Origin of the sequence: Actinoplanes sp. NPDC051633 (assembly GCF_040681735.1) — a bacterium.
Lineage (GTDB): Bacteria > Actinomycetota > Actinomycetes > Mycobacteriales > Micromonosporaceae > Actinoplanes.
In genome coordinates this window covers 1-6,274 of sequence record NZ_JBFAZH010000393.1, presented here as the reverse complement: position 1 = coordinate 6,274, position 6,274 = coordinate 1, and the positions used below count along the sequence as shown (strand labels likewise).

General features: G+C 68.7%; 7 protein-coding genes. 3 read left to right on the top strand and 4 right to left on the bottom strand.

The genetic code is table 11. The annotated features are described in order from the left end of the window. Nucleotides 1–122: 122 nt before the first annotated feature. The 4 genes from AB0M20_RS21595 to AB0M20_RS21580 form a co-directional block, all read right to left on the bottom strand. Nucleotides 123–563 carry a response regulator gene (locus tag AB0M20_RS21595; RefSeq protein ID WP_364300733.1) on the bottom strand — a complete coding sequence of 147 codons (441 nt, stop codon included), beginning with the start codon at nucleotides 561–563 and terminating at the stop codon, nucleotides 123–125. Beyond that, the gene (locus AB0M20_RS21590) at nucleotides 560–1,717 is read right to left on the bottom strand and encodes an ATP-binding protein (RefSeq protein ID WP_364300730.1); all 1,158 of its coding nucleotides are present in this window, start codon (nucleotides 1,715–1,717) and stop codon (nucleotides 560–562) included. Before AB0M20_RS21590 ends, AB0M20_RS21595 begins: the two co-directional genes overlap by 4 nt. Then, nucleotides 1,714–3,105 carry a hypothetical protein gene (locus tag AB0M20_RS21585; protein ID WP_364300728.1) on the bottom strand — a complete coding sequence of 464 codons (1,392 nt, stop codon included), beginning with the start codon at nucleotides 3,103–3,105 and terminating at the stop codon, nucleotides 1,714–1,716. Before AB0M20_RS21585 ends, AB0M20_RS21590 begins: the two co-directional genes overlap by 4 nt. A gap of 207 nt (nucleotides 3,106–3,312) precedes the next feature. Next, on the bottom strand, nucleotides 3,313–3,786 hold the full coding sequence (locus tag AB0M20_RS21580) for a MarR family transcriptional regulator (RefSeq protein WP_364300725.1): 474 nt from the start codon (nucleotides 3,784–3,786) through the stop codon (nucleotides 3,313–3,315). 61 nt (nucleotides 3,787–3,847) lie between these two features. Here AB0M20_RS21580 and AB0M20_RS21575 point away from each other — a divergent pair, with 61 nt between their 5' ends. The 3 genes from AB0M20_RS21575 to AB0M20_RS21565 form a co-directional block, all read left to right on the top strand. Beyond that, on the top strand, nucleotides 3,848–4,732 hold the full coding sequence (locus AB0M20_RS21575; protein ID WP_364300722.1) for a hypothetical protein: 885 nt from the start codon (nucleotides 3,848–3,850) through the stop codon (nucleotides 4,730–4,732). A gap of 27 nt (nucleotides 4,733–4,759) precedes the next feature. Beyond that, on the top strand, nucleotides 4,760–5,188 hold the full coding sequence (locus AB0M20_RS21570; protein ID WP_364300720.1) for a nuclear transport factor 2 family protein: 429 nt from the start codon (nucleotides 4,760–4,762) through the stop codon (nucleotides 5,186–5,188). A gap of 58 nt (nucleotides 5,189–5,246) precedes the next feature. Next, nucleotides 5,247–6,274: FGGY family carbohydrate kinase (locus AB0M20_RS21565; protein ID WP_364300718.1), on the top strand; the 1,028-nt coding region annotated here is incomplete at its 3' end.

Sequence of the window (6,274 nt, the reverse complement as noted above, 5' to 3'; positions counted from 1 at the left end):
CCCCGCGGCAGTTTCCACGCGCTCTGCCGTCACGTCGATGGCAACCCGCCGGAACTGTCGCTGGATGAGCAGCGCGTCATCGTCGCTGTCCTCGACGAGCAGCAGATGGATGGTCATCGGCATCAACCCTGGCCGCGCCACGGTGGAAGGGGCTCGTTCACCAGCAGCCAGTAGACGCCGAGCACCTTGGTGGCGTCCACGAAGTCCCCGAACATCACCGGTTTGCGAACGAAGCTGTTGGCACCGAGACGGTAGCTGTCCACGATGTCGCGCTCTTCGTTGGAGGTGGTGAGGACCACCACCGGAAGGCCGGCGGTCCGAGAGTCGTTTCTGATGCGGCGCAACACCTCGAGTCCGTCGACCTTGGGGAGATTGACATCGAGCAGGACCAGGGCGGGGCGCAGCGCCTTGCTCTCGTCCGCGGGTTGGAGGTAGTCCAGCGCCTGCTCACCGTCAGTGGCGACGACGACCTGATTGGAGATCTTGTTCCTCTCAAATGCTCGGAGAGTGAACATGACGTCGTCAGGATTGTCCTCGACGAGAAGGATCGTCCCACTGTTCATGAGTCCTCCAGCGGGTCACGCTTGTTCGCCTCGGTGTCGAGGGCAAAGTAAAAGGTCGCGCCGCCGTCGATCGTGCTCTCGGCCCAGATTCGGCCGCCGTGCCGCTGCACGATGCGTTGCACGATGGCGAGGCCGATCCCGGTGCCTTCGAAGTCGGAGTGGGAGTGCAACCGCTGGAACGGGTCGAACAGCTTGGCGGCGTATCGCATGTCGAATCCGGCACCGTTGTCCCGGACGGCGAAGACCTGCGGGTCGTCCGCCGTCGCGTCCACCTCGATGACGGCAGGGTCGCGCCGCGCAGTGAACTTCCAGGCGTTGCCGAGCAGATTGACCAGGACCAACCGGAGCAGGTGCAGGTCACCGCGGGCGGTGAGCCCATCGGCGACGGCGATTCGGACGTGCCGGTCGGGATCGGCGTCGCGAAGGTCCGCGATCACGTCGCGTACGAGGGCGCTGAGGTCCACCTGCTCGCGGCGCAGGTCGACCCGGGTCGCCCTGGAGAGGTCAAGCAGGTCGTCGATCATCCGCGCCATCCGGGCGGCGTTCTGCTCGATACGGCTCAGATACCCGCGCCCGACATCGTCGAGCACCTCGGCGTAGTCCTCCAGGAGCACCTCGCTGAAGCCGGCAAGGGACCGCAACGGCGCCCGCAAGTCATGCGACACCGAGTACGCGAACGCGTCGAGTTCCCTGGTCGAGGCCTCGAGTTCCGCCGTGCGCTGGCGGACCCGTTCCTCGAGCTCGTTGTTGAGCCGATGGACCTCCTCTTCGGCGTGCTTGCGTTCAGTGATGTCGGTGGAGATGCCGCAGATCGCGTACGGACGATGCTCGGGATCCATCAGCGGGAACTTCACGGTGATGTAGGTGCGAGGCCCGTCATCACCGGGCGCGGTCTCCTCCAACCGCACCGGCCGTCCCTCGGCGATCGCCGCGACGTCGTTGGCCCGGAAGGCATCGGCCACCTCCGCCGGGAACAGGTCATGGTCGGTGAGGCCGACGATCGCCTCCCGCCGCACCTTGAACAGGCGCTCGTACTCACGATTGACCAGCAGATAACGGCCATCCAAGCCACGCATGTAGATGACGGCGGAGGTGTGGTCGAGCAGCGCCATCAACTGCGCGGGACTCACCGTGGGGTGCGCTCCGACGCTCATTCGCCCGCCCGATCTTGAACATTCGTGCCGGTCCGGCTGCCATATCCCCCGCCCGACGTCCGGCCGGAAAGGGCAGGTGCCCTCTCGTCGGCCCGTACGATCGGCTCGGGCTTGATCTCGACGTCTCCGACCGGCAGCGCCACGGCAGCGAGCGCGGCCTGTGCCGACGTGCGCCGCAAGGGGGCAAGCGCGTGTTCGCGTCGCCTGCGGGTCAGACGGTCGAGGACGGTCTCGTCCATGCCGGTGGTTCCCCGCCGATTGGACACCAGCGGCCGGTCCCCGAGCCCCTCCTCGTCTCGCCGTCGCTGCGGATTGAACAGGAAGCGCTTGCTCAGCATGAGGTGGGCGCCGGCCGCCCGTGCGTGGCTGGACAGCAGCTGGTGCCACTCACCGACGGCTCGATGAGCCGTGGCGAGCGCCTCGAGCTGGTATGACGACATCTGCGCGAGCGCACCACGGTCGATGCCGAGCGTGGCAAGCAGGCGATCCGGCAGCGCAGGCCGCTCCATCGACCGCATCAGATCGGCCCGCTCGGCGGACAGCAGCGCCGGCAAGATGCGTTCGACGTGCTGCGCGTAGTGCTCATCGACGGTCCCCAGCAGGAAGTCACGCTTGAGGGCGTCGACGTCCAGTGCACCGCTGGGCGGGATGTCGCCAGCGGTCCAGTGCGCCGCGAACTGCCGGAACACATCCATGAAGTACTGCGGCTGCATCCCAAGCCCGGGCGGCACATCGGCGAACTCCAGGAACAGCTGCCTCAGTGCCTCGAGCAGGGTGGTGGCCTGGCGAACCCGGCGCAGGCCTTCCGCAGAGGCCACGCCGATGTCGCCGGCTGAAAGCGGTTCCAGCAGCGTGTTCACCCCGAGCTCCAGGGTTTGCCCGCGCTTGACCAGTTCGAAGAACCACTGCTCGGCGGCGTCGCCGGTGTAGCTCAGAATATGGCCGTCGGTCACCCCCGGAAGCACCGCCAGCAACGATCCCTCGAAGTGCACCTCCGTGGTGGGAACGTTCCAGATCACCAGCGAGGCGTAGGCGTCACGTTCGTAGTGGCCCGTGCCGGTACGGTCAGCCAGGGCGGCGAAGTAGGCACGGAACGGAAGCATCTCGGGACCCGCCACCAGATTGTCGAAGGCCCGCTCGGGATGTTGCCGCCGGCGTGGATCCTGCTCCTGGTAGTGCCGGGCCAAGGACGAACCGGCCAAACCGAGACCAATGATCATACGTTGCGCCTGCACGGGGCTGACAGCGGAGGGTGCGGGAAGCTCAGGCAGCAGGCCGGCCATCGCCTCGGCCACCGAGGTACGGGGCGCCCCGCTCAACACGGCACGGTTGAGCTGAGGCAGGTCCCGCCGGAACCACGTCTCGAGAAATTCAGATGATGCCGGCATGCCGCATCTCCTTCGCCGTCCCGCACCAAGCATATGGGGCAGAAGCGATGATTTCTCGCAATTACCCGCTAACCCAGCAGCCGCCGGCGATGTGCCGCCCAGGACGCGAAGAACGTGCCGCTGAGCATCTCGGCGAGCGCCGCCGGCCGGCTCGTCATGCTGCCCGATCTGTTCCGACGATGCCGGCACCGATCACCACACCATGCGTCACGCCCTCGACACCAAGCCGCCGCCGGGCGGGTCACCGTGGCCGACCCTGCCGATCACCTCGGCCAGGATCTCGTCGGACCGCTGCGCGAAGTCGAGCAGCAGCATCACCTGATCGTCGGTGTAGCCACCGACCAGTTCGGCCATCTGCTCGTACAGCGGCCGATACAACGCCGTCGCTTCCGCCACGCGCTCGGGCACGGCGCGGACGGTCACCTGCCGCCGGTCCGCCGAGCTGCGTTCCCGGACAGCGAAACCGGCACGCTCGAGCCGGTCGATGACGGCGGTGACCGCACTGGGCGTGAGTCGCAGCTCGTCGGCCAGCACGCGGGCGGACCGAGGGCCCTGCGCGAGCAGAAAGACGGATTTCAGGTCGGTAGGGGCGATCCCGAGCCGCGCGGCGATCAGCTCGGCGAGCACAGTGCCCCGGGCGGCCGCCCGCTGTTGTGCTGCCAGCAGCCGTTCGACCGTCATGCCATCTCCTTCAATCATCGTACTGTTTGACGATCGTATCATTCTGTGTGACGATCGTGGCATGCGCGCCAGACTGCTCGACAAGACCAGGCTGTTCGACGGCGCCGACGTCACCGTGCTGCGCAGCGACGACCGCTGGTGCCTGATCATGGGTGAGCTGGTGGACCCGGCCGTGCACCGGATCGACCTCCGCGCTGCCCACCTGCCTCGTGGGGCCGCGGTGGACAGTCTCGAGTGGACTGTCGACGGCCCGTGCGCGTCGCCGACTCCGGCGAACGGCTGGGACGCCACCGGCTACCACTGCGTTTCCCATGTGCGCGGCCGGTCCGGCGGGCAGTCGGTCGAACGCCTCTACTACGCGAGTTCGGCGGCCGCGACCGACATCACCGGGCCGTATTCGATCGGTTTCCTGGAATGGGACGGCTCGGGATGGGTCCGGCACCCCGCGCCGGTGTTCACCGCGACGGAACCGTGGGAGCTCGGCACCGTCGCCGAACCGAACCTGCTCTACCACGACGGCCGCTGGCGGCTCTGGTACTGCGCGGGCCTGTCCGTGGGCAGCACCCAGGTGATCGGGTACGCGGAGAGCCCGGACGGTGTCACCGGCTGGACCGGCCGGCGGATCTTCGCCGCCGACGGCGAGTTCGACGCCGTCGTCGTCGACTGCGGTGGAGCTTTCGACCTGGTGACCGCGAAGCACCCGCTGACCGCCGCGCCCGGCGCCGGCGACGGCGTGTGGTGGTCGCGGGCCGACGAGGTCGGCGACTGGCCGGCGCCGGTGCAGCTCGTGTCCACCACCGACGGCACACCATGGCACCGCGACGGCGTGTGGAAGCCGTCAGCGGTCAGGGAAGGCGACGATCTGGTCGTCTTCTTCAACGGCTCGCGGCGCGAGGGGTACTCGCCGGGACTGTCCGTCGGCCGAGCCCACTACCGCGTCGGCTGACGACCGCACTGAAATGGGGAGGACGCAATGACGTCGACCGGACACGAGGTCAGGGAGCTCTTCGACCGGCAATCCGCCGCGATGCGGGCCAAAGACATCGACCGGCTCATGGCCCTGTACTCCCCCGACATCGTGTATTTCGATGTGGTGCCGCCGCTCCAGTTCAGCGGGGCGGTTGCGCTTCGAAGCAGATTCCTGCGGTGGTTCGACGGCTGGGAGAGCGCCATCGAGCTGGAGATCCGGGACCTGACCATTGCGGTGAGCGGCGACTTCGCGCTCGCCCACTGGTTCAGCAGAGCTAGCGGGACCTTGCGCGGCGGGCGCGAGGTCGGGTTCTGGGTACGCGTGTCCAGTTGCAGCCGGCGGACCGGCACGACGTGGTTGATCACCCACGAGCATGTCTCACTCCCCGTCGATCTCATGAGCGGGAGTGCGGCCATCGACCTGGTGCCCTGAGCGGTGCCTGAGCGGTAAGTGCTGGGCCGCCCGCCCGAGGCGCCGCTAGGCTCTGGCGATGCCTGTGTTCCTGGCCGTCGACCTCGGCGCAGAGACGGGACGGGTGGTGCGCGGCGCATTTGACGGTGCCCGGCTCGAGGTCCGGGAGGTGCACCGGTTCGTCAACCGGCCGGTGGCGTTGCCGCAGGGCCTGCACTGGGACGTGCTGGCGTTGTTCGCCGACCTCTCGGCCGGGATCGCCGCCGCGCTGTCCGACGGCCGGGATCAGGTCGCCGGGGTCGGGATCGACGCGTGGGGCAACGACTTCGGGTTGCTCGACCGCGACGGGCGGTTGATCGGCAACCCGTGGCACTACCGCGACCGGCGGACGGAGTCGAGCACCGCGCTGGTCACCGAACGGGCCGGCGCGGCCGGGCTGTACCGCACCACCGGCACGGCGACGCTGCCGATCAACACCACCAGCCAGCTCGTCGCCATGGAGGGCTCGCCGCAGCTGGACGCCGCCGAACGGCTCGTCATGCTGCCCGATCTATTCGGGTACTGGCTGAGCGGCCGGGTCGCCACCGAGCAGACCATCGCCAGCACCAGCCAGTTGCTCGACGTCTCCACCCGTCGCTGGGCGACGGGCGTCATCGAGGCGCTCGGCATTCCCGGCCGGCTGTTCGCCGCCGACGTCGTGGCGCCGGGCACCCGGGTCGGCTCGTTGCTCACCGACCCGCGGGTGCCGCTGTGGGCGGTCGCCGGGCACGACACGGCCTCGGCGGTCGCCGCGATACCGGCCGGAGCGGGCAGCTTCGGCTACATCTCGTCGGGGACCTGGTCACTGGTCGGTCTGGAGTTGCCGGCGCCGGTGCTGACCGACGATGCCCGGCTGTCCGGCTTCTCGAACGAGGCGGGGGTGGACGGCACGGTCCGGTTCCTCCGCAACGGGACAGGGCTGTGGCTGCTGCAGCGATGCCGAGCCGCGTGGGGTTCGCCGCCGTATGCCGATCTCGTGGCCGCGGCGGCGGCGGCGCCGGCGTTCCGGTCCGTGATCGACCCGGACGCACCCGTTCTGGTCGCCCCGGACGACATGCCGGCGCGGCT

Excerpts from the sequence above, each read along its gene's own strand:
- AB0M20_RS21595 (WP_364300733.1), bottom strand. The coding sequence starts at position 563 with ATGAACAGTGGGACGATCCTTCTCGTCGAGGACAATCCTGACGACGTC.
- AB0M20_RS21590 (WP_364300730.1), bottom strand. The coding sequence starts at position 1,717 with ATGAGCGTCGGAGCGCACCCCACGGTGAGTCCCGCGCAGTTGATGGCG.
- AB0M20_RS21585 (WP_364300728.1), bottom strand. The coding sequence starts at position 3,105 with ATGCCGGCATCATCTGAATTTCTCGAGACGTGGTTCCGGCGGGACCTG.
- AB0M20_RS21580 (WP_364300725.1), bottom strand. The coding sequence starts at position 3,786 with ATGACGGTCGAACGGCTGCTGGCAGCACAACAGCGGGCGGCCGCCCGG.
- AB0M20_RS21575 (WP_364300722.1), top strand. The coding sequence starts at position 3,848 with ATGCGCGCCAGACTGCTCGACAAGACCAGGCTGTTCGACGGCGCCGAC.
- AB0M20_RS21570 (WP_364300720.1), top strand. The coding sequence starts at position 4,760 with ATGACGTCGACCGGACACGAGGTCAGGGAGCTCTTCGACCGGCAATCC.